Source organism: Streptomyces sp. NPDC094143, from assembly GCF_040303825.1.
Classification (GTDB): domain Bacteria; phylum Actinomycetota; class Actinomycetes; order Streptomycetales; family Streptomycetaceae; genus Streptomyces.
Genome location: NZ_JBEOTZ010000019.1, coordinates 1 through 23,718, shown reverse-complemented (window position 1 = coordinate 23,718; position 23,718 = coordinate 1). Strand labels below are relative to the sequence as shown.

The 23,718-nt window shown below is 70.9% G+C and carries 23 protein-coding genes and 1 pseudogene; 9 read left to right on the top strand and 15 right to left on the bottom strand.

Annotation, left to right across the window (positions count from 1 at the left end; all coding sequences use genetic code 11):
• Positions 1-354 precede the first annotated feature (354 nt).
• The 4 genes from ABTZ58_RS23610 (at position 355) to ABTZ58_RS23595 (ending at position 4,518) form a co-directional block, all read left to right on the top strand.
• A complete protein-coding gene (locus ABTZ58_RS23610) occupies positions 355-1,848 on the top strand; it encodes an efflux RND transporter periplasmic adaptor subunit (RefSeq protein ID WP_351360010.1) in 1,494 nt (497 codons plus the stop codon).
• Positions 1,849-1,943: 95 nt separating this feature from the next.
• Entirely contained in the window at positions 1,944-2,597 is a 654-nt protein-coding gene (locus ABTZ58_RS23605; protein ID WP_351360262.1) for an ABC transporter ATP-binding protein, read from the top strand.
• A complete protein-coding gene (locus ABTZ58_RS23600) occupies positions 2,594-3,850 on the top strand; it encodes an ABC transporter permease (RefSeq protein WP_351360007.1) in 1,257 nt (418 codons plus the stop codon). Before ABTZ58_RS23605 ends, ABTZ58_RS23600 begins: the two co-directional genes overlap by 4 nt.
• 47 nt (positions 3,851-3,897) lie before the next feature.
• Complete coding sequence (locus ABTZ58_RS23595) at positions 3,898-4,518, top strand: hypothetical protein (RefSeq protein WP_351360004.1); 621 nt, start codon at positions 3,898-3,900, stop codon at positions 4,516-4,518.
• A gap of 163 nt (positions 4,519-4,681) precedes the next feature.
• On the opposite strand, the gene ABTZ58_RS23590 is transcribed toward ABTZ58_RS23595, so the two are convergent.
• The gene (locus ABTZ58_RS23590) at positions 4,682-5,833 is read right to left on the bottom strand and encodes an FAD-dependent oxidoreductase (protein WP_351360001.1); all 1,152 of its coding nucleotides are present in this window, start codon (positions 5,831-5,833) and stop codon (positions 4,682-4,684) included.
• Between the two features lie 78 nt (positions 5,834-5,911).
• On the bottom strand, positions 5,912-6,109 hold the full coding sequence (locus ABTZ58_RS23585; RefSeq protein WP_351359999.1) for a hypothetical protein: 198 nt from the start codon (positions 6,107-6,109) through the stop codon (positions 5,912-5,914).
• 633 nt (positions 6,110-6,742) lie between these two features.
• Here ABTZ58_RS23585 and ABTZ58_RS23580 point away from each other — a divergent pair.
• Positions 6,743-7,456 carry a TetR/AcrR family transcriptional regulator gene (locus ABTZ58_RS23580; protein ID WP_351359996.1) on the top strand — a complete coding sequence of 238 codons (714 nt, stop codon included), beginning with the start codon at positions 6,743-6,745 and terminating at the stop codon, positions 7,454-7,456.
• 319 nt (positions 7,457-7,775) lie between these two features.
• Here the strand turns inward: ABTZ58_RS23580 and ABTZ58_RS23575 are convergent, their stop codons facing one another.
• From ABTZ58_RS23575 to ABTZ58_RS23565, 3 genes are all read right to left on the bottom strand, one after another.
• Positions 7,776-8,102, bottom strand: a complete 327-nt coding sequence (locus ABTZ58_RS23575; RefSeq protein ID WP_351359993.1) for a hypothetical protein — start codon at positions 8,100-8,102, stop codon at positions 7,776-7,778.
• A 39-nt stretch (positions 8,103-8,141) separates the two neighbouring features.
• The gene (locus ABTZ58_RS23570; RefSeq protein ID WP_351359990.1) at positions 8,142-9,509 is read right to left on the bottom strand and encodes a carotenoid oxygenase family protein; all 1,368 of its coding nucleotides are present in this window, start codon (positions 9,507-9,509) and stop codon (positions 8,142-8,144) included.
• A gap of 64 nt (positions 9,510-9,573) precedes the next feature.
• Entirely contained in the window at positions 9,574-11,037 is a 1,464-nt protein-coding gene (locus ABTZ58_RS23565) for an MFS transporter (protein ID WP_351359987.1), read from the bottom strand.
• Positions 11,038-11,614: 577 nt separating this feature from the next.
• Here ABTZ58_RS23565 and ABTZ58_RS23560 point away from each other — a divergent pair.
• The gene (locus tag ABTZ58_RS23560) at positions 11,615-11,785 is read left to right on the top strand and encodes a hypothetical protein (protein ID WP_351359984.1); all 171 of its coding nucleotides are present in this window, start codon (positions 11,615-11,617) and stop codon (positions 11,783-11,785) included.
• A gap of 708 nt (positions 11,786-12,493) precedes the next feature.
• On the opposite strand, the gene ABTZ58_RS23555 is transcribed toward ABTZ58_RS23560, so the two are convergent.
• A complete protein-coding gene (locus ABTZ58_RS23555) occupies positions 12,494-13,024 on the bottom strand; it encodes a DUF6518 family protein (RefSeq protein ID WP_351359981.1) in 531 nt (176 codons plus the stop codon).
• 549 nt (positions 13,025-13,573) lie between these two features.
• On the opposite strand from ABTZ58_RS23555, the gene ABTZ58_RS23550 reads away from it, so the two are divergent.
• Positions 13,574-14,161 (top strand): TRIC cation channel family protein, encoded by a 588-nt coding sequence (locus ABTZ58_RS23550; RefSeq protein WP_351359978.1) that lies wholly within the window; start codon positions 13,574-13,576, stop codon positions 14,159-14,161.
• A 167-nt stretch (positions 14,162-14,328) separates the two neighbouring features.
• On the opposite strand, the gene ABTZ58_RS23545 is transcribed toward ABTZ58_RS23550, so the two are convergent.
• From ABTZ58_RS23545 to ABTZ58_RS23525, 5 genes are all read right to left on the bottom strand, one after another.
• Complete coding sequence (locus ABTZ58_RS23545) at positions 14,329-14,709, bottom strand: PIN domain-containing protein (RefSeq protein WP_351359975.1); 381 nt, start codon at positions 14,707-14,709, stop codon at positions 14,329-14,331.
• A complete protein-coding gene (locus ABTZ58_RS23540) occupies positions 14,706-14,963 on the bottom strand; it encodes a hypothetical protein (protein ID WP_351359972.1) in 258 nt (85 codons plus the stop codon). Before ABTZ58_RS23540 ends, ABTZ58_RS23545 begins: the two co-directional genes overlap by 4 nt.
• Before the next feature lie 317 nt (positions 14,964-15,280).
• Positions 15,281-15,823, bottom strand: a complete 543-nt coding sequence (locus ABTZ58_RS23535) for a hypothetical protein (RefSeq protein WP_351359969.1) — start codon at positions 15,821-15,823, stop codon at positions 15,281-15,283.
• A gap of 64 nt (positions 15,824-15,887) precedes the next feature.
• The gene (locus ABTZ58_RS23530; RefSeq protein WP_351359967.1) at positions 15,888-19,868 is read right to left on the bottom strand and encodes a non-ribosomal peptide synthetase; all 3,981 of its coding nucleotides are present in this window, start codon (positions 19,866-19,868) and stop codon (positions 15,888-15,890) included.
• 77 nt (positions 19,869-19,945) lie between these two features.
• Positions 19,946-20,158 carry an MbtH family protein gene (locus ABTZ58_RS23525; RefSeq protein WP_351359964.1) on the bottom strand — a complete coding sequence of 71 codons (213 nt, stop codon included), beginning with the start codon at positions 20,156-20,158 and terminating at the stop codon, positions 19,946-19,948.
• A 666-nt stretch (positions 20,159-20,824) separates the two neighbouring features.
• Here ABTZ58_RS23525 and ABTZ58_RS23520 point away from each other — a divergent pair.
• Both ABTZ58_RS23520 and ABTZ58_RS23515 read left to right on the top strand, forming a co-directional pair.
• The gene (locus ABTZ58_RS23520) at positions 20,825-21,100 is read left to right on the top strand and encodes a hypothetical protein (protein ID WP_351359962.1); all 276 of its coding nucleotides are present in this window, start codon (positions 20,825-20,827) and stop codon (positions 21,098-21,100) included.
• Positions 21,100-21,498 (top strand): PIN domain-containing protein, encoded by a 399-nt coding sequence (locus ABTZ58_RS23515; protein ID WP_351359959.1) that lies wholly within the window; start codon positions 21,100-21,102, stop codon positions 21,496-21,498. The genes ABTZ58_RS23520 and ABTZ58_RS23515 overlap by 1 nt, the downstream gene beginning before the upstream one ends.
• Positions 21,499-21,758: 260 nt before the next feature.
• Here the strand turns inward: ABTZ58_RS23515 and ABTZ58_RS23510 are convergent, their stop codons facing one another.
• The 4 genes and pseudogenes from ABTZ58_RS23510 to ABTZ58_RS23495 all read right to left on the bottom strand — a co-directional run.
• The gene (locus tag ABTZ58_RS23510) at positions 21,759-22,262 is read right to left on the bottom strand and encodes a sensor histidine kinase (RefSeq protein ID WP_351359956.1); all 504 of its coding nucleotides are present in this window, start codon (positions 22,260-22,262) and stop codon (positions 21,759-21,761) included.
• Positions 22,263-22,359: 97 nt separating this feature from the next.
• Positions 22,360-22,653, bottom strand: a complete 294-nt coding sequence (locus tag ABTZ58_RS23505; protein ID WP_351359954.1) for a hypothetical protein — start codon at positions 22,651-22,653, stop codon at positions 22,360-22,362.
• A gap of 1 nt (position 22,654) precedes the next feature.
• Positions 22,655-22,924 carry a hypothetical protein gene (locus ABTZ58_RS23500; protein WP_351359951.1) on the bottom strand — a complete coding sequence of 90 codons (270 nt, stop codon included), beginning with the start codon at positions 22,922-22,924 and terminating at the stop codon, positions 22,655-22,657.
• A gap of 652 nt (positions 22,925-23,576) precedes the next feature.
• A pseudogene (locus ABTZ58_RS23495) lies at positions 23,577-23,718 on the bottom strand (IS5/IS1182 family transposase); the annotation flags it as partial.

Here is a 23,718-nt window from a genome sequence, read left to right as displayed (position 1 = left end):
GGACGTCACGCGCTGCACCTCGGGAGGCGACACGGCGGACAGAAGCAGGAGTTCGCCGTCACGGCCATCGCGCGATGACAGTGCGCTGACCGCGGCCTGACCGGTCCCTGACATTGTCGCGGCAGGCTCGTCCCACGGCCCGATCCAAGGGCCCCGACGGCTGCGGTACCCGTGTCCGGCACATGCCGTCACCGCACCGCGGTCGCGACGGCGTCCCGCTCATGCCCGTGCCGATGCCATGACGCGAGGTGTGGTGACGGCCGCCGTCCCCCCGAGCCCCGTTCCGTCCATACCGACCGGGCGCCTCGCAGCCGCCCGCACCGAGCAGCGTGTACGAAAAGAGTCGGCGAAACAATGAAGGAAGACCGCACGGCGACGGACGGCGAGCCCGCCGACCCTGACCGGACCATGCGCCTGGCCACGGTGACGCCGTGGAGCGGCACGCCCCACGAAACACCCCCCGCGGTGACCGAAGAGGCAGGCCACGCGCCGGCCCGCCAACCGGTGACCGCCCACGCCGCGGCCGTACGCACGTCATCGTGGCGCCGTCCGACAGCCCTCGCCCTCGCCCTCACCGTCCTCGCGGCGGGCGGCGCCGCCACGGCCGCCACGCTGTGGCCCGACAGCACCGCCGACCGTCCCGCGGCAGGGCCGGGGCCGGTCAGGACGGTCCCCGTGACCCGCACGACCCTCTCCGACCACCGTTCGCTGAGCGGCACTCTGGGTTTCGGCACTTTGCGCACCTTGCAGCCCTACGGCAGCGAGGGCCGGGTCACATGGCTGCCGGCTCCCGGCACGGTCATCGAGCGGAATGAGTCCGTCTGGCGCGTCGACGACCGCCCGGTCGTCCTTCTGTACGGCGAGACGCCGGTGTTCCGCCCGCTGGACACTGTCGGCCTGGTGGGCCGGGACGTCCGCGTCGTCGCGGACCACCTCCGCAGCCTGGGCTACGACATCGGGCCCCAGCCCGCCGAGGGCACGTGGGTGAACACCCCGGCGCGGGCCGCACCGGCCGCGGATGGCGCCGAGGAGGAGTCCGCCCGACCACCCGCGACGGCGGCCCCGCCACCGGTTGGCGCCTCGCCCGACCCCGCCTCGGCCCAGCCGCACGACCGCCCGGAGCCGGACGGCACCAAGGCCGGCGCCTCCGCCGGCCCGGACACCGGCACGGGCCGAGCCGTCCCGCCCGCAACCACTCCCACCAAGGTCCGCAAGGGGGACGCCGTGCTGACCCCCAGCCTCATGGACGCCGTGCGGCGCTGGCAGCGCAGCCTGGACATCGCCGCGACGGGAGTCATCCGGCCCGAGGATGTCTTCGTCACCTCCCGGGCCGTGCGGGTCGGCAAGGTGCTCGCGGACGTCGGCAGCGAGGTGACCACCGGCCTGATCGCCGTCACCTCCACGCACCAGCAGGTCACCGTGGCCGTGGACGCCGCGGACGCCGGAGCGGTCCGGCGCGACGCCCGTGTCCGGGTCACGCTGCCCGACCAGACCCGGGTGGACGGCACCGTCACCGCCGTGGGAACCGTGGTCGAGGACGACCAGGGTGACGGCACGGGAGAGCAGGGCGCGACCGGCCGGCTCACCGTGACCGTCCGGATGGCCGGCGAGGTCGCCGCACAGGGCCTGGAGTCGGGTCCCGTCCAGGTGGAATTCCCCGGCCGGACCAGGCGCGACGTACTGGCGGTCCCGGTGGGAGCCTTGCTCGCCCTCAGCGAAGGCGGCTACGCCGTGCGCACCGCGGACGGCCGGCTCATCGCCGTGAGCACGGGGATGTTCGCCAGAGGCATGGTCGAGGTCACCGGCTCCGGCCTGCGTGAGGGACTGCGTGTGGAGACCAGCTCGTGACCGCGAGCAAAGACGGGCTGCGCCCCGGTGACCCGGTGGGCGCGGGTCACGCCCCACGCCCCACGCCCACCGTGATCGCCGTACGCGACGCGGTCATGGCGTACGGCGCGGGCGTGCGCGCCCTCGACGGAGTGTCCCTGAGCGTGTCGGAGGGCGAGATCCTGGCGATCACCGGACCCTCCGGATCCGGCAAGTCCACCCTGCTGAACATCATGGGCACCCTGGACCGTCCTACCTCCGGCACCGTGGAGGTCAACGGCGTCGACGTGTCGCGACTGACGGACCGTGAGGTGGCGGCGGTGCGCGCACGCAACCTGGGCTTCGTGTTCCAGCAGTTCCACCTCACCGACGGGCTCACGGCCGCCGAGAACGTTGCCACCGGTCTGCTGTACGCGGGGGTCTCCCGGCGGCGGCGCCCCCTGCTGGCCCGCGAGGCGCTCGCCCGCGTCGGGCTGGCCCATCGCACCGGGCACAGACCCGCCATGCTCTCCGGCGGGGAGCGGCAGCGCGTGGCCATCGCGCGGGCGCTGGTCAACGAGCCGGCGCTGCTCCTCGCCGACGAGCCGACCGGTGCCCTGGACACCACCAACGGTGCCGCCATCCTCGGCTTGTTCCATCGGCTCCACGCGGAGGGCACCACCATCGCCCTGATCACCCACGACCGCGCCATCGCGGCCCAACTGCCCCGCCGAGTCGAGATCCTCGACGGCCGGATCGTCACCGACACCCGCATCGGACACCCCGCATGACCGACGTCAAGAGCCCGCCCGCCACCGCACCTGCCCCCTCCCGCCCCGCCCGTCCGACGCCCGTCCGGCTGTCCCCGGTGGACCTCGTCGGACTCGGCCTGCTAGGCGTGCGCATCAGGAAACTGCGCGCGGCGCTGTCCGCCCTTGGCATCTCCATCGGCATCGCCACGTTGATCGTCGTGACGGCGGTACCGGCCTCCAGCCAGGCGGCGCTGATGCAGCAGTTGTCGGCACTCGGCACCAACTTGCTGCGGGCCCAGGCCGTGTCCGCGCAGGGTGGCGGGGAGAAGTCCGCCCTGCCCGCCGAGTCGGTGGACATGGTCCGCCGTATCGGCCCGGTCCAGCGGGCCGCCGCGGTCGCCAACACCCACACGACCGTGCGCCGTTCGGAGCACACCGACCCGGGCGCCTACAACGGTGTCAGTGTGCTGGCGGCCCACCGCGACCTGCTGCGGACCGTCGGCGGCACAATGGCCTCGGGCACCTTCCTCACCCGCGACAACGACCGGTTCCCCACGGTGGTCCTCGGGTCCCGGTCGGCCGAGCGCCTCGGATTCGGTGCCCTGCGCCCGGGTCAGCCCGCGCCCCAGGTCCGGATCGCCGACCGTTGGTTCACCGTCATCGGCATCCTGCGCCCGGTCCCCCTGGCCTCGGACCTCGACCATGCCGTCCTCGTAGGTTGGGAGGCAGCCCGCGCCGAGTTGGGCTTCGACGGCCGCCCCACGGTGCTGTACACCCGGGCCCGGGAGTCCGCGGTGGAAGCCGTACGCGACGTGCTCCCGGCCACCATCGATCCGCAGACGCCCGGCCTCGTCCAGGTCAGCAGGCCTTCTGACGCCCTGGCTGCCAAGCGGGCCAGCGAGTCCGCCTTCTCCGCGCTGTTCTTGGGGCTCGCCGGTATCGCCCTGCTGGTCGGCGGGATCGGGGTGGCCAACACCATGGTCATCTCGGTCCTCGAACGACGCCGCGAGATCGGCCTGCGGCGGGCCCTCGGCGCTGGCCGCGGCCAGATCCGCGGGCAGTTCCTGACCGAGTCCGTCGTCCTGTCGGGTTTCGGCGGCGCCGCTGGTGTCCTGCTGGGCTGCGCCGCCGCCGCCGGCTACACGACGCTCCAGGACTGGCCCCTCGTCCTCTCCGTCACCACGGCCGCCGCGACGCTGGGCGGCGCAGTCCTCATCGGCGTCGTCGCGGGCGTCTACCCCGCCGTACGCGCCTCCCGCCTGACCCCCACGGAAGCACTCGCCTCTACCTGATCACCTCGCGCGGGCACAGCCCCGCGTACGTCGCGAAAGGCACGCACATGCTCACCTCCGTACAGGGACGCCACCGCGCTCCCCGTCGCGCCGCCGCCCTCGCCGGGCTGACCGCCGCTCTCGCCCTGGGCCTCGCCGGCTGCGGTGATTCCGATGATTCTGCCGGTTCCGGCCAGCGCGACGACGTGGCCTCCCTGGAACGGGACAGCTCCCCTACCGCTTCGACCTCGTCCGCCGACCCCGGTGAAGGCCGTCCCCGCATCCGTCTGGACAGCAGCGACGCCGAGGTGCTCGCCCTCAACAACGCCTACGCCCGGTGCCTTCAGGACAACGGTGGGAAGGTCGACCGGCTCACCGGCCCCAAGGCGGCGGGACGGTTCGTCCTGACCGCCGCCGAGGAGAAGGACCAGCCGCCCGCCGCGCTCAAGGCGTGCGAGCAGAAGAGGCCGGTTCCCCCGCCGGAACTCGACCCCCAGCAGAACCCGCACTACGCCGACAATTTCCGCGCCTGGGTCAAGTGCATCAACGAGGACGGCATCCCCGTCGAGGCCCTGCCCGACGGCAGTGGCTGGAACTACGGCGAGGGCATCAGCGAGGACGAGAAGGCGGCGCCCCGCACCCAGGAAATCATCCGCGCCTGCGAGATCGAGTCGTTCAAGCAGTCCTGAGGCCCGGGACGCGCCGTGAGGTCAGTTGCAGGTCCGAGGGCGGTCCGACGGGGCCCCGGCACGTTCGCAGTTGCGGGAGCAGCGGGGTCCGTGTCAGCGGCCGTGTCCCTGGCGCCGGCATGGAAGCCCTCCCTCGCAGACGCTCTGATCGATGGTCAGAACGTCACGCGCCGGTCGGGCCGCTGGTGAAGAAACCGATCATCTGCTCCAGGCCGTCCTCGCCGAACATGGTCTCCAGGTTGCTCGCGGAGTCGGCAGCGGACGCCTCGCTGCGTGGGAAGAGCGCATCCTCGTAGGCGGCCAGAGCGGTCTCGGTGTCGCCGGGGTGGGCGGCGATGGCCTGGCCGAGTTCGGCGCCGTCGAACATGGCCAGGTTGGCGCCTTCGCCGGCGAAGGGGGACATCAGGTGGGCGGCATCGCCGAGCAGTGTCACGCCGGGCACGCGGTCCCAGCGGTGCCCGACGGGCAGGGCGTGGATGCGGCGGGGGGTCAGCGGACCGTCGGCGTCGGCTATCAGGCCGCGCAGGCCCTCGTCCCAGCCCTCGAAGTAGGTGAGCACCGCGGCTCTGCCGACGGCGGGGTCGGTGAAGTCGATGGTGTCCAGCCATGCCTCGTCGGCTTTGAGCGCGGTGTAGACGTGGAGGCTGCCGTCGGTCTCCCGGTGGGCGATGAAGCCGCGCTCGTCGCCGAGGCAGATGAAGAACCCGCCGCCGATGACGGCGGCACTGCTCGGGTGGCGGGTGTCGGCGTCCAGCAGGTCGCTCTCCACGAAGGAGATGCCGGTGTAGGCGGGCTTGGCGTCCGAGACCAGCGGCCGGATCCGCGACCAGGCGCCGTCGGCGCCGACCAGGAGGTCGGTGGTGATGCGGAAGCCGTCGGAGAACTTCACCTCGTGACGGCCGTCACCGAGCGGCCAGGCGCCCGTGACCTTGCTGCCCCAGCGGATGGTGCCGTCGGGCAGGGAGTTCAGAAGCAGCTCACGCAGGTCGCCGCGGTCCACCTCGGGACGGCCTTTGTCGCCCTCATCCTCCTCGCAGACGTGGACGGTGCCGTCGGGGCCGAGCAGGCGCATGGCCTGGCCACCTTCATGGATGATCTTGCGGAAGTCGTCGTGCAGGTCGGCCGCGAGCAGTGCCTTCTGCCCGTTTTCTTCATGGATGTCGAGCATGCCGCCCTGCTGGCGCGCACGCCGGGAGGACTCAAGGTCGAAGACGGCGGCTTCGATGCCGTGGCGGTGCAGGACGCGGGCCAGGGAGAGGCCGCCGAGACCGGCGCCGATGATCGCGATGGCGTGGTGGGGGGTGGGGGTGGCCATGGTCGTACTCCTTGCTCGTGCAGAGGCTTGAAGGTGCGGGGCGGGCGGGGCTCCGTGCGCGCCTCGGGAGGCGCTCGGTCAGGCGGCCTTGTTTCGGCCGTGGCTTCGGACGCGGCACCGGCGCTTGCCGCGCAGCGGGACTTCCTCGACCAGCAGCCGGTTCATGGCGACCTTGCCCTGCCGCCGCACCGCCGGCGCGTTCGCGCCGATCGGCGCGCTGCTGCACCACGTGAGCGCGGCAGGCACGAGGTCAGCGGCGTCGGTGCTGTGCGGCATGGCTGGCTCGATGAACGCAGTGAGTAAGGAAGAGCACGACCGAGGCGAGGAACGTGGACGTGCGGTTGAACAGGTCACCGAGCTTGCTCGTACCGGGATCGCAGGCGGTGGCCAGGGTGTGGCCGGTCACCAACCCATTACATGGGGTCGAGGCTGTCGAGGTCGGCGACGATGGCCTGCGTTGCCGTGCAGACGATCAGGCCGTCGAGTTCCGGCAGCAGGGCTGGCATCACGCCGAGCAGCACCCAGCGGATGTTCTCGGGTCCGTAATGTTGTCGGCGCTCGCTGCGCTGGCCGGGAAGGGGCCGTCGTGTACCTCACCCCTTTCGCGAAGCAGCGTAGTGCCGTGGGAATTGAGGTCTGCGCCTTGGTGTACCTCATCATTCGTAACGAACATGTTCGTGAGGAACAAGTTCGTTATGATGAGACGTGACGGTGCACTTCTGATGGAGGCACGGCCGGCAAGGAGCGGCGTGGACATCTCCGTGCTCCTGCCTACGAGCACGTCCGCCCTCACCTCTCGCAGGGGCGGATTCCAGGGCGGGGAGAGAGCTTGTTGGAGCGGGCGCGGAGCGCCCCCCTAGGCAACGAACGCGTTCGCCGCGAACCCGTTCCGTTCCTAGGCTGTGCGCCATGCCTGCACCGCAGAGCCGCCGCGAGCGGCCAGCCAAGCCCGCGCTGACCCGCGAGGGAATCATCGACACCGCCGTACGCCTGATGGAGGAGGAGGGTCTGCAGCGTGTCACCATGCGCCGTCTGGCACTCGCCCTCGACACCGGCCCCGCCTCGCTGTACGTGTACGTCGCCAACGCGGCCGAACTGCACGCAGGCATCCTCGACCGGCTCCTGAGCCGGGCCGACTTGGCCGCAGCCACCGCAACGGGCGACTGGCGCGACCGCCTTGACGCTGTCCTGGCCAGCTACGAACGTGTGTTGTTCGCACATCCCGCCCTGGCCCACTCCGCCCTGATCAGCCGCCCGAGCGGACCCAACTACCTGGCCCTGCTCGAGACCCTGCTGGACCTGCTGGACGAGGGGCAAGTGCCCGCCGGCCAGGCTGCTTGGGGCGTCGACCTCCTGTTGCAGACGGCGACCGTCTCAGCCGCCGAGCACTCCGCACGCCAGGAGAACGCCCGCGCGGACGAGGAATGGAGCCAGCTGACCACGGCACTGGCCAGTGCTTCGCCCGACATCAACCCGCACATCCACGCCCAGGCCGCCGAACTCGTCTCGGGCACACCGGATGAGCGCCGCCGCTGGAGCGTGGCGATGCTGCTCAACGGCATCACCGCCACGCCGCGCCCCGTAGCCGAACAGCGAGCCGAAGGATCGGATCCCACCGAGTGACATCGCAAGGCAGCCATGCCGACAGCGCATCGGGAACAAGCCCGCGAACTCCTCGTCCGTGAGCAACAGCCCTCAGTTCGTCCCGGATACGGATCGCACGATTCCCCTGCGCGGACGCGGCCCGCGCCGCTCGCACCGTCCCCGGGACCGGCCGGAACCCCGCGGCTGCATCGCCACCCGTACCCACCGAATACGACGACGTCGGCCTGCAAGACCACACCCGGGTCTCGAAGGCCGACGTCACGCGAAGTCCCGGCTTGACCAACAGCGCCGGATGTCACCGGGACCCTTCGCCACGCTCACAGCGTGGTACGGCACCTCAGTCGCGCAGCGCCAGCCACAGCGCCGGGACGATGAACAGCAGAAGCCAGGGTTCGACCAGGACGGTCACGCCGAGGCCGCCGTAGACGGCCGCCTTCGCGGTGCGCTTGCCGTGCTTCTTCTTCCCGGTCGGCCGGGCCTCTTGTGCGTCCAGCTTGTGCAGATCGGCCGCCAGGCCGTCGGACATGTGCCCGAGGGGGTCGGTCTTGGTGAGGGAGATCGGGCCGGGGGCGACGGTGGGGACTTCGGACCGCTGCGCACTGCGCGGCGCGGTCGGCTCGGGGTTCTGCTGCTCGGACATGGGGTCCTCCAAAGGGCTGGTCATGCTGGTCAGGTGAGGGGCGCGCAGGCCGCGGGACGGCACTCAGGCGAGTTCGGAGTCGGCTATCCACGAGCCGTGGATCATGGCGGGCACCCGGCGCGGCAGTCGGACCGTCGCGATCGGCGGTACGGACAGGTCGGAGGCGTCGAGCACGAGCAGCCGGGAGGCGTCGGCGTTGAGGTCGCTGACGACGGTGAGCAGGTAGCCGGCGTCCTCGCCGCCGGAGGCGCCGGTGTTCCCGGCGGGCACGAACACGGCTTCGCTGGGCAACTGCCCGGTGCCGAACGGCAGGAGCTGCCGGGTTCCGGTGCGCCGGTCGTATTTGACCAGGGTGTGGTTGCCGATGCCGAGGTCGTCGGGGAAGGACAGTGCGTACTGGTAGCGGTGCTCGCTGCCGGTGAACGCGTCGTTGATGGTGGGGAACTCGACGGTGAGGTCGTCGGTCTGCTCCTCCGTGACCCGGCCGGCGGCGAGGTCGAGGGTCCAGCGGCGGTTGCGGGAGCCGGAGTTGGGCTCGGCACCGCGGTCCGGTGCGCCGATCCACCAGTTCCAGGACCGCTGCCAGCCCTCACGTCCGACGGTGGGGCCTTCGACGACGACGTGTCCGTGGGCGTCCTCGTAGGCGTTGGCGAAGTGCATGCCGTATCCCTGGGTGATCTCGAACCAGCGGATCTCCCGGGCACGGCCGGTACCGCGTGGCATGACGCCGATGCGGCTGGCCTGGGTGTCGTTCCAGGTGTAGGGGATGCCGGAGTGTTCGGTGGGGTCGAAGGTGACCGAGCCTTCCAGGAAGACGACATGGTTTCGGGTGATGGCGAAGTCGTGTTTGAGTGCGGCGCTGGCTCCGGGTACTTCCTGGCTGTCGAGGAACGTGCCGTCGGGTGAGGCAACGTGGTGGATGAGGTATGGGGGGAAGGGGGAGGAGGCGAAGAAGTGCAGTTCGCCGGTGGTCGGGTCTTCCTTGGGGTGTGCGGTCATGGCGGAGGTGAGTTTGCCGTCGAAGTCGTAGGCGCCGACGGTTTCCAGTTCGGCGGTGAGCTCGAAGGGCAGGGCGGCTTCGGAGAGGGCGAGCAGGCGGCCGGCGTGTTCGATGACGTGGGTTCCGGCCGTGCTGACGGTGAGATCGGGGCCGTGTTCGGTCATGTAGGGGGCGCCGTCGAGGGCGGGGGTGTGGACCCAGCGGTTGCGGTACCACTCGGCGCGGCCTTCGTTGAGGCGGATGCCGTGGACCATGCCGCTGCCCTTGAACCAGTGGGTGGGAGTGATGCCGGGCTTGGGGTTGTGGCTGTTGCGGATGAGGCGGCCGGTCAGTTCGGGCGGCAGGTGGCCCTCGACGGTCAGCTCGGTGGCGGTGATTTCGTCGGCGACGGGGGTGTAGTGGCCGGTCAGGTAGGGCTTGGTGACGCTCATGGGAGAGGGCCTTTCTGCGCTGGTGCGGATGAGTTGTGCGAGGTGAGTGCGGGTACGGGCGCGGTCACTGCCGCTGTCGGCGGGCTGTACTGCGGCGGGCGAGGGCGGGGACGAGGGCGGTGGCCGCCAGCAGGATCAGGGCGGAGACCTCGAGCGCTGTGCGGTATCCGGCCGTGAGGGCTTCCAGGTGGGTGTGGTGGCTGGGGGAGGCGGCGGTGACGGAGGCGGCCAAGGTGCTCAGGGCCGCCAGTCCGATGGCGCCGCCGATCTGACGGGTGGTGTTCACCAGGCCGCCTGCCAGTCCCGCGTCCGCCGGCCGTACTCCGGTGACGGCGAGTGAGGTCAGCTGGACGAAGGCGATGCTCAGGCCCAGACCGATGGCGATGCTGGGGCCGAGGACCGCTGATGCGTAATCACTGTCGGCGGTGATGCGTGAAAGCCACCACATGCCGCCGGCTTCGACGAGCAGTGCCGCGGTCAGCGTGCGCACGGAGCCGAAGCGCCGGGCGAGGCTGGGGGCCAGCGCGGAGCCCAGCATGTTGGCGGCGGCGAGCGGGAGTTGGGCTAGGCCGGTGGCGAGGGGTCCGGTGCCGAGCACATGCTGCTGGTACAGCGGCAGGAAGAAGAACAGGGCGATCCATACGGACCCCAGTAGCGTCATCAGGATGTTGCCGGAGGCGAGCTGTCCCACTGTGAACAGGCGTGGTGGTAGCAGCGGATACTTCTGACGTCGCTCGATCGGCACGAAGGCCGCCAGCAGGAGCACGGCGAGTGTGAACGATGCCAGGACCTGCGGACTGGTCCAGCCGGCGGTGCGGGCCATGGTCAGGGCCCAGACGAGGGCGGTCAGACCGAGCGTGACGGTGGCGGTGCCGAGATGGTCGAACCGGCGCGCTTGTGTGCCGGTACGGCGACGTGCGGGCACCACGGCCGCGGTGGCCGCGAGGACCAAGGCCGCCCCGACGGCACAGGCGTGGAAGATCCATGACCAGCCCGCGACCTGGGCGAGTGCGCCGCCGAGCAGGACTCCTGCGGCACCGCCGGCGCCCGTGACCATGCCCCACACCGCGAGGGCCCGTCCTCGCCCGGGGCCGGACGGGAAGACGTCCATGACCAGGGCGAGTGCCGCCGGGGCGATGGCCGCGGCGCCGACGCCCTGTGCGGCTCGGGCCGCGATCAGTATCTCCGGGGCCGTCGCCAGCCCGGCAGCGACGGATGCCACGGTGAACAGGCCCAGTCCGCCGAGCAGGACGCGCCGGCGCCCCAGTAGGTCACTGAGGCTGCCGCCCGCCAGCAGCAGCGCCCCGAAAGCCAGGCCGTAGGCGTTGACCACCCAGGTGGTGCCGGTGTCGGACAGTCCCACACCGGCACGGATCTGCGGCAGGGCGACGTTGACGATCGAGGTGCTGAGCAGGACGACGAACTGCGCCGAGGCCAGGACAGCCAGGGCGGCACCGGGCCGGACGGACAGAGCGGGTGAGGGGGCGGTGGTGTCGGGCGGGTGCGCGGTGCGGTCCTGCATCTGCATAGTCGTTCCTCAATAGTGTGGTCAGTCACTCACTATCCGGGCAGTGAAGTGGCCGTGTCCGGGCTTTGCGGGGGTGCCGACGGGGGCGTTGAAGCGCGATGTTCTGTGAGTAGTTAATCACTCACTCAGAATCGTGTCAACGTCGGGAGCTCCGCCGGACTCCGGCCCCGGCCCACCGCTCAAGACGCAAGCCGAAGTGGGCAGGGGCGAACGGCATCGGCAGCCCGGTGTCGCCGCGCGGAGAAGCCGCGCGCCCGTGCCAGACCGGTGTGGCTGGGGAAGCGCTTCGCGTCCTGTCCGTGAAGTCGTCGGGACGCGGCCGACATGCGGGCAGGCCCGAGCCTGAGCCGCCCGCCCGCCCTCGCGCCCGGCGGCGAGGCGGTCGGCGTGGCCGCCGTGGCGCGGCAGAGCAGCCCGACGAAAGCCATCCGGACCTATCGTGCGCCGCCTGGGCCCTGACAACGCCGGACCCGAGAAACGCCGCGCCTCGAACCGCCGATCCCGCCTGGCCGTAGTGGGGTGAGACACAGGCGATCGCGTCGCTCGAGATGAGCCTCGCGGGAGGTGAGGAGGCCCTATGGGCGATCAGTTCGCGGTGCGCGTCATCGTCGGCGTGTGTATCGGTCTGCTGGCCGGCTCGGCCGCATTGTTGGTGATCGGCCTCGCCTACCAGGCCTGGTCGCACCGCTGGGGCGGGCGCGTGCCCACCGGAACACCGGCCAGCACAGTGCGAAGTGCGGCGCGGTGAGCTGATGCCCCAGGGGCTGGCCCGACCGCGGGACTGTACGACGTCGCCGTACACCAGCAGTCGGGAGGCCTCCGCCAGGGCGGGGCTTGATCGGCTGCGGCGGCCGGTCGTCGGGGTGCGAGGCCGGAGTGTGGCGCCCCCGGGAAGACCTGACCGGTGGGGCACGCGCGGTGGTCGGGGTGACGGGGCGCGTTCCGGGCCGTGGCCGACAAAGCGCTGCGGAACGTGCAATGGTGGCCGTCGACAAGTCCCACGACACCTTGGTCGACGAACTCGTGCTGCGGGCATGGGTGTTGGGGGGAGGAGAGACAACCCGTTTGTCGAAGTGGCCGGGTCTTCCCCCGCCCGCCGACGGACGTGCAAGACTCCGGCCTTCCGAGAGCCGATCCGGTCCGGCCGTCATCGCCGCAGAAGACACAGTGACTCTCGTGGGCCGCCCGCCTTGGCGCGTGTGCGCCGATCCCGCTGCCGCCGCCTGGTCGGGACCCGTCCGGCCCCCGCGGACTTCCGTTCCAGGCCGATGGCCCGTGGAGGGGCGGCGGGAGATGCCTACCGGGCAGTCGAGGCGTCGCCGCGATGCCGCTCCGTGTCAGGCGGAGACCATGGTGAGGGGCAGTGTGACGGCGGCATAGGCGAGCAGCGCGAAAACCGCGGCGGTCCCGGAGGCCCAGGCTCTCTCCGCGTGCGTGCGAGCCATCAGCAACGGAGTCAGGACGGCGAATGCGAGACACGTCCACGCCTGTGGCGCGTAGTGGAGGTCCCAGGCGTACATAGCCCTTCCATGCCGAGGACTCCGGCGAAGGCGGCCAGTCCGAGGACACGGCGTCGCGCGTCCCGGTGGTGCCGCCACCAGTGGCCCGCGACGCCGAACAGAGGCCCCGCCACCATGGCCATCCCCAGCCAGATAAGGGGAAAGAAGAGACTGCCCGCGCCGTCGCGCCCGAACTCGGCGTATCCGTAATACCCGACGACCAGGCCGACTTCCGCGCCGAGGCCGCCGAGCGCGGCCTGCCATAGGGGCCGCAGCCGGTCAAGAAGCGCCCCGACGGCGAACGCGGCACTGCACCAGACGGCGCCCGAGTTGGCGATCTGGTTCCATGCTCCCGGCAGCCATCCCTGGGCCAGGTTGGTGAGCACGCCCAGCAGCAGGCCCCCGCTCGTCGCTGTCGCAACCCGGCCGCCCCACCCGAGCGGCCCGCTCCTCCATATGACCAGGCCGCCGCGCCTCCAGGTGGTCATCGTCGCCTCCGTAAAGCCTCTGCGGGCGCACTCTGCACCCTGTCTCTACATAGAGTGTATACAGGGAGTGTATAGAACCCTGGGTGCGGAGCGCATGAGGAGGATGCGGCGCGCTTCCTCGGCCGTCACCGGCTGCTCCGTCCCTCACCGGCCGCCCCACGCGCTCTGCGCCGGCGGCGACCGGCACCGGCGCCCGCGCTGATCGGCCGGACACTACGGGCCCGTGCTGGCGCTGTACGGCGTACTGAAGCTCATCGGCTCTGCATGTTCATGGGCCTGCTGCACTCCACCGGGGTGCAGCCGCCGGATCGGTTTGTGCCGGCTGACAGCGACCGGCGTGGGACGGTGGCAGCGGTGGGGTGTCGGTGGCCTCCATCGACAGGCGGATGGCCTGGAGCGTCAGGGGCACCTATACTGACCTGCCGCGGTGGCCGCGCGGAGCCGTCCAGGAGCCGGTGCCCTGGTCTACGGTTCGTCAGCAGGCTGACCGACCCCGGATACCCTCTTGCCCCGCTGGCGGCGGCGCTGCTGACGTACTTCGGCAAACCGTTGCACCGAGAGCCCTACCTCTTCCACTTCATGGACGCCATGGCACTCGGCCTGCTCTGCGTGACCGGCACGATCAAGGCACTGCAGCACGGGATGCCGCCCGCGCCCGCGGCGGCCCTAGGTGTCGGCACCGCCGTCGGCGGCGGAGTCCTGGCCAGCGTGGTGTCCAGGGAACTGCCCCCGATCATGCGCTGGGACGCTGACCTGTACGCCGTGTCGGCGGTCGCCGGTGCGGCGACCGTGTCGGTGCTGCACAGCATGGGCTCTCTCGACGTGGGTATGGCGACGCTCGCGGCGACCGGAGCCTTCGGTCTCCGGCTGCTGGCCATGCACTTCCACTGGAGGCTGCCCCGGTCCTCGGTGTGGCGGGCCGCAACCGGCCACACACGGGCTGCTGTGACGGCCCCCGGCAGGCCGGAAACGCTCCCGCCTGTAGCCATTCGCCGCCCGGCCTTCGAGCACAACGAGGACACACTGCGTCTGCTTCTCCCTGACCTGGCGGCGCAGAGATCACCACGGCAGCGCGGTTACGCCGGGCGCACGGCGCGGCATCTGCCCGAACTGCACCGGCTCGGCCACGGGAGGTGACGGGGGACCGGCGACGGCCGCCCCGAGCCGAGGCCGGTCTGCCGGGCCGGTTGGCTCGATGGACAACAGCCCACCCGCCAGGGTGACGGATGCGATCACCCGCACGTGAATGACACATGCTCGCAGCCCCGCCGGACGGCAGGGCTGCGGGCTGGGGGCTGCTGCGTTCAGGGGGTGAGGTCCAGTACGCGGACCGGCTCACCTGCCCACCGGTGCGGGGCCGTGGTGGCGATGACCGCACCGTCGGGACGGTCCGGCGTGGGCTGCGCCGCGTACTGGCTGTGCGCCGCGGCCCAGGTGTCCTGCCGCGCGACGGCCAGGGCGGCGGCCAGGTCCAGATCGAGGACGGTGATGCCGGGCAGGGAAGCCAGGTGCTCGGCCGTCCCGGGCCGGGCACGATCGGCTTCCACCAACACACACGCCGGGGCGTACAGGAACCAGCCCGACTCGGCATGGGCACGGTGGATCAGACGGGAAGCGAGAACGTTGCCCTGGCCGGCCGCGGCCATCGCGGTGTCGTCCAGGACGATGTGGACGGCGTCGCTCACCGGCTGGTCACCTGGGCCAGGCGCCGGTCCAGCTCGTTGTCCAGGTCCTGTTCCTCAGCAACGGTCGGCGCGTAGCCGTTCCACTCCTTCAGCGCGGCCCGGGCTTTCTCCGCCCGCTCAGCCCGCTCGGCCGGAGTCAGCAGCGTCTCAGCGAGACGGGCGAGGTACGCGCGCAGCGACAGCCCTTCAGCGGCAGCTATAGCGGCCAGCCTCTCCTTGGCTTCCTCGGGGATACGGACGTTCGCATCAGACATGGTCGTGCTCCTTCCCATCCTTGAAGGGTACGCGTACGTACCCGTACCCGCCATGCCGTGGCGCGGCTCCCGGGGCCGGTGAACGCCCTTGCCCCTGAGTCGGCACTCCTGCAGGACCGTCTCCCTATTCATCCTGACCAGGCCTGTTCCACCCGGGGCCCGGGGGCCCCAGGGCCCCGCGGGCGACAGGAGGCCGCGGCGGGGCATTGGCACATGCCGCGGACGGCGGCGCGACGCACGCGGAGGGAGCGGCGGGACGTCCCGTGCCCTGCCGGGCGGGGTTCTGAGACGTGACGACATCACGCCCCTCGCGCGGGTCAGTCGTAGTAGCCATTGAGGTCGACGGGGTGCGTGTCGGAACCGAGCGCGGGCAGCGGACGCCGGTCCGCGCCACCGCGTACCCCGTCGTGCCGGATGACCTGCTCGGCCTCGGGCGGGGCCGGCCACAGGACGATCCGGTGCACCTCGGTGGCACCGTCCTGCTCCTGCGCCTCGCTCCGGCCGCGGGCCGAGGCCCGCAGCCGGTACCAGCCGGCCGCCGGCGGGGTCAACCGCATCCGCGGGTCGTCGTCGTTTTCCAGCGTCCCGCCACCGAGGTGGACGCTGACCTCCACCACCATGTCCCACGTCTCGTCGTCGCGTACGGGTGCGGTGGGCAGCAGTTCCAGTGTCAGCCGCACCTCGGAGTGGGCGCTGCCCGTCGACAGCCACATGGCGTCCGGGACCGCGGCGACCAGCCCGTTGGAGAGGTCCGGCAACTGCATCAGGTCCCTTTCCCACACGCCGTCGTCAAAGGCCGGACCGCTCAGGGACACCGACCCGTGGAAGGCGCTGGTCGTGCCGTCGAAGACGATGGTCATACGCGGGTCCTTTGGACTCGGTGGGTCAGGTGGCGGTCCGTCCGCGCGGCGCCGCACCAAGGGATCAGCATGAGCGTCCCGTCAGACGGGCTGCCAGTACCGCCCCCACGTGGCTCATGGGTCCGGGCTTGGTCATGTCGTCATGTGTGGACGCGACGGGATGGACGTGGAGGCGCCCGGTGAAGTAGGGCTGCCAGAGTCGGAGTATTTCGCTGTCCGGGAAGTCGTGCTCCTGCGTCGCGGGGAAATGGACGATGTCGCCGGTGAAGTGTCCCGGAGTCGTGCGCTGGACTGCCCGTGCGTCATTCCGGATCCCCTGGATCACCTGGCGGACATAGGCCTCGTCCACGTCCTTTTGGGCAGGGATCTCGTCCCCGATGATCTTGATGGTGTCGGCCACGGTGAGTCGGGGTCCCGCGGTGTCCACGGCTCTTCCCAGGGCGATCAGGAGCGCGGCCATGACGGTGTGGTCGTCGGGCTCCCTGTAGGGGGCGCTGGTGTCGAACGGGTATGCGTCCAGCATGGCCAGGAGACCCACTTCCTCTCCGGATCGCTGGAGCTGCACCGCGATGGCGTGGGCGAGAGGGCCGCCCTGGGACCACCCCAGGAGGTGGTAGGGGCCGTTGCGCTGAACGCTCTTGATGTTGCCGATGTACCAGGCGGCCAGGGCGTCGAGGCCGGACGGGGCCGCCGGGGGGCGGCTGAATGCCGGAGCCTGCAGCCCGTACACGGGCTGGCCGGTGTCCAGGTGCCGGACCAGGCCGACGTAGGAAAAGCTGACGCCGCCGCGAGGAGGCAGACAGAACAGCGCCGGCCGGTCCCCGCGGCCGTTGAGCGCGAGCACCGGCCGCAGGGGTTCCTGCTCGACGCCGGTGAGGAGCTGCGAGGCCAGGCCGGCCACGGTCGGGTACTGGAACAGACTCGCCAGCGGTATCTCCACCCCCAGCCGTGTTCTGATGCGGCTGACGAGACGTGTGGCCGAGAGGGAATGCCCGCCGCGTTCGAAGAAGTTGTCGTCCACTCCTACGGAGGGGAGCCCGAGGACGTCGGCGAACACCTGGCACAAAATCTCCTCCTGGGAGGTGACCGGTTCCCGGCTCGGAAGGCCCGTGGGGGGAGCGGGTGAGGGGAGTGCGGTGCGGTCGAGTTTGCCGTTCACGGTCAGCGGCAGGGCATCCAGTTCGACGATCATCGACGGCACCATGTAAGGGGGCAGCCTGTCCTTCAGAAACCTGCTGACAGCAGTGGGAAAGTCTCGCCCGCTGTCGTCCGTCCCCTCCTTGACGGGAGCGACGTACGCGATCAGGTACTTGTCGCCCTGCGCGTCGTCCTGGACGATCACCGCGCACTGGGCTACGGAAGGATGCGAGGCCATGACGGCCTCGATCTCGCCCTTTTCGATACGGAATCCTCGGACCTTGACCTGGTCGTCCGCCCGGCCCAGGTACTCCAGCTGTCCGGCCTCGTTCCAGGACACTACGTCGCCGGTGCGGTACATGCGCTCGCCGGGCTCGCCGTAGGGATTCGCGACGAAACGTTCCGCTGTCAGGGTCGGACGGTTGAGGTAACCACGAGCGACCTGGACGCCCGCGACGTACAGTTCGCCGGGGACACCGACCGGAAGCGGGCGCAGAGCGCCATCGAGCACGTAAGCCCTGGTGTTGGCGACCGGACGCCCGATCGGGGGTGTCATCGGCCAGTCGGCGACGTTCTCGGGGAGTGAATAGGTGGTGACCACATGCGTCTCCGCCGGACCGTAGTGGTTGTGCAGCAGCCGTCCTTCCCGGCGCTCGAAGAAGCCGCGTACGTGCCCGCTGAGCCGCAGCGCCTCCCCGGCCTGTGCGACATTGCGCAGTGCCGGCAGGTCCCTCCCCTGCTCGTGCGCCGCCTCGGCGACTGCCTCGACCACCAGGTTGGGGGCAAACAGTTCTCCCACCTCGTGGTGCTCCAGCCACCTCACCAGCAGATCGGCACTGCGCCGGTGCGTGTCCCTGGGCACCACCAGCGTCTTGCCGAACCCCAGCGCGGCCATGATCTCCTGCACGGAGACGTCGAAACTCAGCGCGGAGAACTGCGCGGCTCTGTCTCCCGTGCCCCCGCCGTGCATCCAGTGATTCCAGACGAGCAGGTTCATCAGGGCGCGTGCGGGCATCACCACCCCTTTGGGCCGTCCCGTGGACCCGGAGGTGTACATCACGTACGCGGGATGCTGGTCCAGCAGCGGCGAGAGCCGCTCGTCGTCGGCCGGATCGCGGTCCGACTCCTCCCGCACCTGTGCTCTTGTCTCACGCGCATCCAGCGACAACCACACCGATCCGGCCGCGGCAGCCGATGCCCGAATCTGCTCGTCCACGGTCTCGGACCCGAGGACGACAAGCGGCCGGGCATCACCCAGCATGTAGTCGATCCGGTCGGCCGGGTACTCCGGGTCCACGGGCATATAGGCGGCGCCGGTCTTGAAGACCGCCAGCACGGCCGTGATCATCTCGACCGAACGGGGCAACGCGAGAGCCACGATCGCCTCAGGCCCGGCCCCCTGGCCGAGCAACAGCCGGGCCAGACGGTTCGCCCCGGCGTTCAGCTCCGCGTACGACAGCCGAGTGTCCTCGAACACCACTGCCGTCGCTTCCGGCGTCCGTGCCGCCTGCGCCTCGAACAACGCAGGCAGTGTCCCGGCCGGGATCCTCCGGGCCGTGCTGTTCCACTCGACGAGGACGCGCTCGCGCTCATCCACGGTCGCGACGTCCAGCCGGGCAGTGAGGGAGTCCGGCTCCGCACCCGCCAGGTCCGCCAGAATGCCGAGAAACCGGCGGTGGTACGCGGCGTTGTCCTCGGCGGTGTACAGAGCGGGATCGGCCAGGCAGTCCACCCGCAGCCCGTCCGGCCTGTCATAGACCATGAACATCAGGTCGTTCACCTCACCGAGCGCCACATGCGAACGGGAGGTGGTCTCGCATCGCCCGAACCGCGGGCTCTCAGAACTGGGCAGGATGTTGACGGCCGGGCCCGTCAGCTGGCGGCCGGTCCCTGACAGGTTCAGGTCGTGGTAGAGGTCGCCGTACCGGTACCGCTGATGGGCGAGCAGGGCACGGGTCCGCGCCGAGGCGTGCCGTGCCATCTCGCGGACGGTCGTCTCCGGGCCCAGGTTCAGGCGCAGCGGCAGTTCGTTCGACATCGCGGCGACCGCGTCCGCCACCGCCGATCCCCGGCGAGCGGTGACGACCATGCCCAGTACGACCTCCGGCACACCCGCCACCCTGTGCACGAGCAGCCCTGCCGCGCCGATGAGCAGGGCAGGCAGAGCGACACCCGAAGCCCGGGCCGGGCGCCGCAGCGACTCCGCGGTCTCACCCGGCACCCCACCTGTGCTGCGGTGGGGCTGGCCGGACGCGGAAGACCTCCCGGCGACCCTGGACAGGGACACCGCCTCCGGGGTGTCCGCCATCTGCTGTGCCCAGAACGCCCGGTCGCGCTCGAACCGCTCACTCCGGCGGTACAGGTCGTCGTCGGCCAGGATGTCCTCCACCGTCGCGAACGGCTGCGACGGGCAGGGCAGACCGGCGTCCAGGCGCGTGTAGATCTCCGCCACCCGGTTGAGGAAGACCGCGTGCCCGAACCCGTCCAGCGCGATGTGATGCACCTTCAGGTACAGCAGGGTCCTCTCCGGGGACACGAGGAACGCGGTGAGGGCGTACCGGCATTCCTTGCGAAGATCGACGGGACGGGCGGCGTCCGCCCGCATCCACGCCTGCGCGGCTGACAGCGGGTCGGGCTCCCCCCGCACGTCGGTCACGGCCAACCGGTAGTCGTGCGCGGGCAGGACGACCTGCCACGGCCCGTCGTCGTCCTGCCCGAACCGCAGACGCGACATCTCCGCCTCGGCCATGGCCTGACTCAGCGCCTTCTCCATCAAGGAGAGGTGCAGGGGCCCGGCGATGTCGTAGTACTCGGCGAGGTTGTAGGCCGCACTGGCCGGATCCATCTCCTGCGCGTGCCAGAAACTTTGCTGCGCGGCGGTGAGAGGTTTACGGGCGGGATTCGGCATGATCGCAGGCCTTGTCGGTTGCGCGGGATGAACCCGTTCGTGGCGGGGGGGAGGAGGAGGTGCCGAAGAGGGACCGGTCAGCTGCCGTCCGTCGCATCGGCAAGGCTCTTGGGGCGCATATCGGTCCAGTGCGCCCCGATGTACTCGACGCAGTCGGGACGCGATGCCTTGCCGAAGAGCACGTCCCAGCCCTGGGGAACCTCGGCGAACGCCGGCCACAGGGAGTAGTGGTGCTCAGCGTTCCTGAGCACCAGGAACTGAGCGTTCGCGTCTTCGAACGGGTTGGCCATCTTTCACTCCATGTCCCTCGTTGCTTGCGGTGGTGTCAGTCCCGCCCCCGCCTGTGAGCGCAGTGAGGCTGGCGTCGGGCAGTGGCCTGCCCCGGTCGTCCCGGGCGGCCGAACACGTCCCTCGGCCGCCTCCGACGCCTCCATGTGCTGTGCCTGTACGGGGGCGACCGTCTCGCGTTCTCCAGACGACACCGACACCGACACCGAGATCCGCGCACTCCTCGGCACGACACCGGAGAGGTCCGACACCGTGTGCCTCCCTCGCCTTCGTGCAGCCCACGCTTGACCAGCAGGAACCGTGCGACCGCGACATGGCTTCTTAAGGGTCGGTGACCGCTGACCCGACCGGAGAAAGCCCGGTGATCACGCCGGCTCGTACGAGCGGAGGACGGTGCGGTCCCATGCCGATCCCAGGCCTGGGGGTGTGCACTGGAACCGGCACCCCGTACAACGCGGAGGGTGCCCAGGCGGTTCACCCCGTCTTCATGGACCTGGCGGGAAACGCCGGTGAGGGCCGTACCGCCCGCCCCCGCGCGGGCAGGGGAAGGGGTGCACGCGCTCGACGTGGTACGAGGGGCGTTCTCTGCCCGTGCGTGCGGGCGGTGCCGACGAGGATGCTACCGCGTCCCTCTACCCACGGTAGAGGGACGCGGTAGCATCGGAAGCATGGCAGCAGACGAGACGAGCATCAAGGTGAGCACGGCCGCGCGGGACCGGCTGGCCCAGCTGGCGGCCGAGCACGGCACGACCATCCGGGGCCTGGTCGAGGACCTCGCGCAAGACACGCCGACCCGGGCCGAGTACGCCGAGCGTGCCGAGCTGGCCCGCGCCGAACTCGCCGCGGCCTTGGGCAGCGTGCCGAGCCCGGAGGCCGAGGCGAGGGCCCGGGCCTTGCTGGAGCACCTGGGTGAGACGCGGCACGGCCGACAGGCAGCCGCGTAGTGGCGGCGATCGCGGTCGTCCTGGACCACACGGCCGCCACGGCACTGTACGACCCGAAGGACCCGTTCAACGAGGCGGTCGCCGCGTTCTACGTCCAGGCATCCGGTGGGCTGGGCAGCCTGTACGCGCCGGTGCTGTCGCTGACGGCCGGCGACGCGGAGCGGCCGGGCCTGCTCGGTTACATCAAAGGGCTGCGGTTCATCCGGATCGAGGCGTTCGACACCGACGCCGCGGTCACCGCCACCGAACTGCTGCGCTTCGGGCACTCCTGGGCCGCCGTCCACGCCATCCACGCGGCCCGTCCCTCGGCAGCCCACCCCACCGGACGCTTCCTGCTCACCCTGACCCCGAAGGCTTACGCGGGCACCGGCGTCCAGGCCGTCCACCCCGATCAGTGAACACGGACTCCGGCGGGCAAGAGGGCCGGAAGGCACGGGCGCCCGTCCGGGCCGGTCGGCCGCACCGACGCCGGCGAGGCCGGGTCGCCGTGACGTGTTTCGCCGAGGTCCCGGCCACCTGGGAGGAAGGGCCCGGCCCGGTCCCGGTACCCGGCTGAGACTCCCGTCCCGTGCATTCGAGACAGGGGCGCCCCTAGGGTGAGCGGTCGCGGACGCCGGACTCCACGGCGAGACCGGAAGAGAGGGTGACGGGGTGCAATTCAGCCCGCTGGGTCCCGGTAGACCGTGAGCCCCATCGTCTCGGGCAGCGGGTCGGCGCCCCGGATGTCCAGGTGCACCCGCAGTCCGGCCAGCTCTGCCCGCTCGGCGAGACGGGACAGGCCGTCCGGGCTAGGGGGGCGGGGCGACCGGCGGGCCCGCGCCGTTCTCTTTGAGCGGAGGATGCCGAGCAGGTGCCGCATCTCGGTCAGGGCGCTCCTGCTGGTGGTCTCGATGACACGCAGGGCGTCGGGGAGTTCCTCGGGGCGGGTGGCCACGACGTGGTTGGCCACCGCGGCCTTGACCGCGATGATGCCCAGGCTGTGCGCGACGATGTCGTGCAGCTCGCGGGCGATGTGCAGGCGTTCCTCGGTCACCGCGCGTTCGGTCAGCTGCTCGGCGGCACGTGCGGCGTAGGCGCGCCGTCCGCGTACGGCGGTGCCCAGGGCCCAGGCGCCGGCGATCAGGGTCCAGCCGATCAGCAGCGGGCCGGGCCCTCCAGCCACCAGTACGGGGAGGAGCTGGAGTGCTTCGCCGCGATAAGGCCGACGAGGCCGAGCAGTCCCGCCGTGCCGAGCGGCACCCATCGCCGTACCGGCCGGGTCAGTGCGACCGTGTAGAGGGCGAGGGGAGGGCGAGGGCGAGGGCGAGGGCGAGGGCGAGGGCGAGGGCGACTGCGGCGAAGGGGTCTTCCACGACGCCGAGCAGCATGGACAGCGTCGAGGCCGTGAGCACGACGGCGAAGACGGGCTGCGGCCGCAGCCGCTGCACCGCGAGCGGCAGCACGGTGGTGGCGATCAGCGCGTCCGCCATCCAGCCGTGCAGGCCGTGGCGGAGCGCGGCGGGGGTGCCCTGCCGGTGCGGCGCACCCTGGACGGTTCCCGGCCCGAGCGTCAATTCAGCCGCTTAAATGATTGAGCGGGTCACGTTCCCCCCTGCTCCGCTTGTTGACAGCGGCGAGTTTCACGCTCAATGTTTCCTGGTGCTCGGCTTTGTCGGCAACCGGCTCGACGTCCGCGAGGGGCACATACCATTCTCGGCCGCCGCGCTCTGGTCGCAGATAAGCGGTAGTGCCGAGAATGTCAGTGAGAATGCCTTCCCGCCCTTTCGGGTCACGGTGCAGCTTCCCGATTCTCTCGTCGTACCCGGCGGGTCGCTGGGCGTTCACCGCTCGCCCCCTTGCAGGGTCCGCAGGGCCTGTTCGACGGATTCCGGATAGGTCCCGTGTTCCGGATGACGCCGCAGCAAAACGGCACAGTCTGTTTTCAGGCTTTCGTCACTGCTTGGCGCTTTTAGCGTTTCCAGTGCGTTGCACTGCCGACAGGCGCTCATGAGGCATTCCCCCAGGGGCCTGCCCAGGGCTTCGCCTGGGCGCCTGTCGGGGCGCTCCTGGGCGGCCTCGCCCAGTGCTGCCGCGGAGGGCCGTACGAGGGCGCCCGTACGCTCCCAGGCCTCCTCTGCCTCCAAGTCACGGGACGGGCGAGGCTGTGCCTGTACGGGCGGGGCGTGCCTGACCCTGCGCGTCCTCCGCGCGGTCACCAATCGGGCGCCCATGACGTCTGGCCTGGGCGCCGTGCGCGGCGCCTGGGGCGCTTCCTGGGGCATTGCAGCGTGACTGTGCCTGCCGGGGGTGCGTCGCCCCCGCAGGGCCTCTCTCACGGGTTCGAGGGTTCGTAATAGGACGGGCATGTTGGCGCTCCTTCGCAGCGTCGACCACGCCCCCGGCCGTTCCAGCGGCGCGGGGGTCTTTGCTGCTCTAGGCGACGGCATCGCTACGCACAGCGGTATCGTTGAAGCGGCACCAGGACTTAGACGGTGTCCTATGTGGTGAGGCGGACGTACCGCTTGTAGCAGCAGAGGGCTGCGACGAGGCCGAGAAAGGCCAGGTAGTTGCGTGGATTGCGTTCATAGCGAGGGCTGAGTCGGCGGTAGCCGGACAGCCAGGAGATGGTCCGCTCGATC

What these genes read in the sequence shown, in the direction of transcription:
- ABTZ58_RS23610 (WP_351360010.1), top strand. Translation starts at nt 355, where the DNA reads ATGAAGGAAGACCGCACGGCGACGGACGGCGAGCCCGCCGACCCTGAC.
- ABTZ58_RS23605 (WP_351360262.1), top strand. Translation starts at nt 1,944, where the DNA reads ATGGCGTACGGCGCGGGCGTGCGCGCCCTCGACGGAGTGTCCCTGAGC.
- ABTZ58_RS23600 (WP_351360007.1), top strand. Translation starts at nt 2,594, where the DNA reads ATGACCGACGTCAAGAGCCCGCCCGCCACCGCACCTGCCCCCTCCCGC.
- ABTZ58_RS23595 (WP_351360004.1), top strand. Translation starts at nt 3,898, where the DNA reads ATGCTCACCTCCGTACAGGGACGCCACCGCGCTCCCCGTCGCGCCGCC.
- ABTZ58_RS23590 (WP_351360001.1), bottom strand. Translation starts at nt 5,833, where the DNA reads ATGGCCACCCCCACCCCCCACCACGCCATCGCGATCATCGGCGCCGGT.
- ABTZ58_RS23585 (WP_351359999.1), bottom strand. Translation starts at nt 6,109, where the DNA reads ATGCCGCACAGCACCGACGCCGCTGACCTCGTGCCTGCCGCGCTCACG.
- ABTZ58_RS23580 (WP_351359996.1), top strand. Translation starts at nt 6,743, where the DNA reads ATGCCTGCACCGCAGAGCCGCCGCGAGCGGCCAGCCAAGCCCGCGCTG.
- ABTZ58_RS23575 (WP_351359993.1), bottom strand. Translation starts at nt 8,102, where the DNA reads ATGACCAGCCCTTTGGAGGACCCCATGTCCGAGCAGCAGAACCCCGAG.
- ABTZ58_RS23570 (WP_351359990.1), bottom strand. Translation starts at nt 9,509, where the DNA reads ATGAGCGTCACCAAGCCCTACCTGACCGGCCACTACACCCCCGTCGCC.
- ABTZ58_RS23565 (WP_351359987.1), bottom strand. Translation starts at nt 11,037, where the DNA reads ATGCAGATGCAGGACCGCACCGCGCACCCGCCCGACACCACCGCCCCC.
- ABTZ58_RS23560 (WP_351359984.1), top strand. Translation starts at nt 11,615, where the DNA reads ATGGGCGATCAGTTCGCGGTGCGCGTCATCGTCGGCGTGTGTATCGGT.
- ABTZ58_RS23555 (WP_351359981.1), bottom strand. Translation starts at nt 13,024, where the DNA reads ATGACCACCTGGAGGCGCGGCGGCCTGGTCATATGGAGGAGCGGGCCG.
- ABTZ58_RS23540 (WP_351359972.1), bottom strand. Translation starts at nt 14,963, where the DNA reads ATGTCTGATGCGAACGTCCGTATCCCCGAGGAAGCCAAGGAGAGGCTG.
- ABTZ58_RS23535 (WP_351359969.1), bottom strand. Translation starts at nt 15,823, where the DNA reads ATGACCATCGTCTTCGACGGCACGACCAGCGCCTTCCACGGGTCGGTG.
- ABTZ58_RS23530 (WP_351359967.1), bottom strand. Translation starts at nt 19,868, where the DNA reads ATGCCGAATCCCGCCCGTAAACCTCTCACCGCCGCGCAGCAAAGTTTC.
- ABTZ58_RS23525 (WP_351359964.1), bottom strand. Translation starts at nt 20,158, where the DNA reads ATGGCCAACCCGTTCGAAGACGCGAACGCTCAGTTCCTGGTGCTCAGG.
- ABTZ58_RS23520 (WP_351359962.1), top strand. Translation starts at nt 20,825, where the DNA reads ATGGCAGCAGACGAGACGAGCATCAAGGTGAGCACGGCCGCGCGGGAC.